Origin of the sequence: Pseudomonas sp. BJa5 (assembly GCF_030272875.2) — a bacterium.
GTDB lineage: Bacteria > Pseudomonadota > Gammaproteobacteria > Pseudomonadales > Pseudomonadaceae > Aquipseudomonas.
In genome coordinates this window covers 1-271 of the sequence record NZ_JALRNG020000148.1, presented here as the reverse complement: position 1 = coordinate 271, position 271 = coordinate 1, and the positions used below count along the sequence as shown (strand labels likewise).

1 protein-coding gene is annotated in these 271 nt (G+C 67.9%); it reads left to right on the top strand.

Annotated features, from left to right (window positions below; all coding sequences use genetic code 11):
- Positions 1–271 (top strand): MotA/TolQ/ExbB proton channel family protein (locus M2D63_RS25790; protein WP_285865888.1); only part of this gene is annotated, 271 nt, incomplete at both ends.

Sequence of the window (271 nt, the reverse complement as noted above, 5' to 3'; positions counted from 1 at the left end):
CGATGCGGTGATGGAGGGCGTGGCGCGCGCCATGCGTGTGGCCATCTCCCGTGAGGAGGAGAAACTCGAAGCCAGCCTGCCATTCCTGGCAACCGTCGGTTCCACCAGCCCGTACGTCGGCCTGTTCGGTACCGTCTGGGGTATCATGAACTCCGTCCGTGGCCTGGCCACCGTGCAGCAGGCAACCCTGGCCACCGTCGCCCCGGGTATCGCCGAAGCGCTGATCGCTACCGCCATCGGCCTGTTCGCCGCGATCCCGGCGGTCATCGCC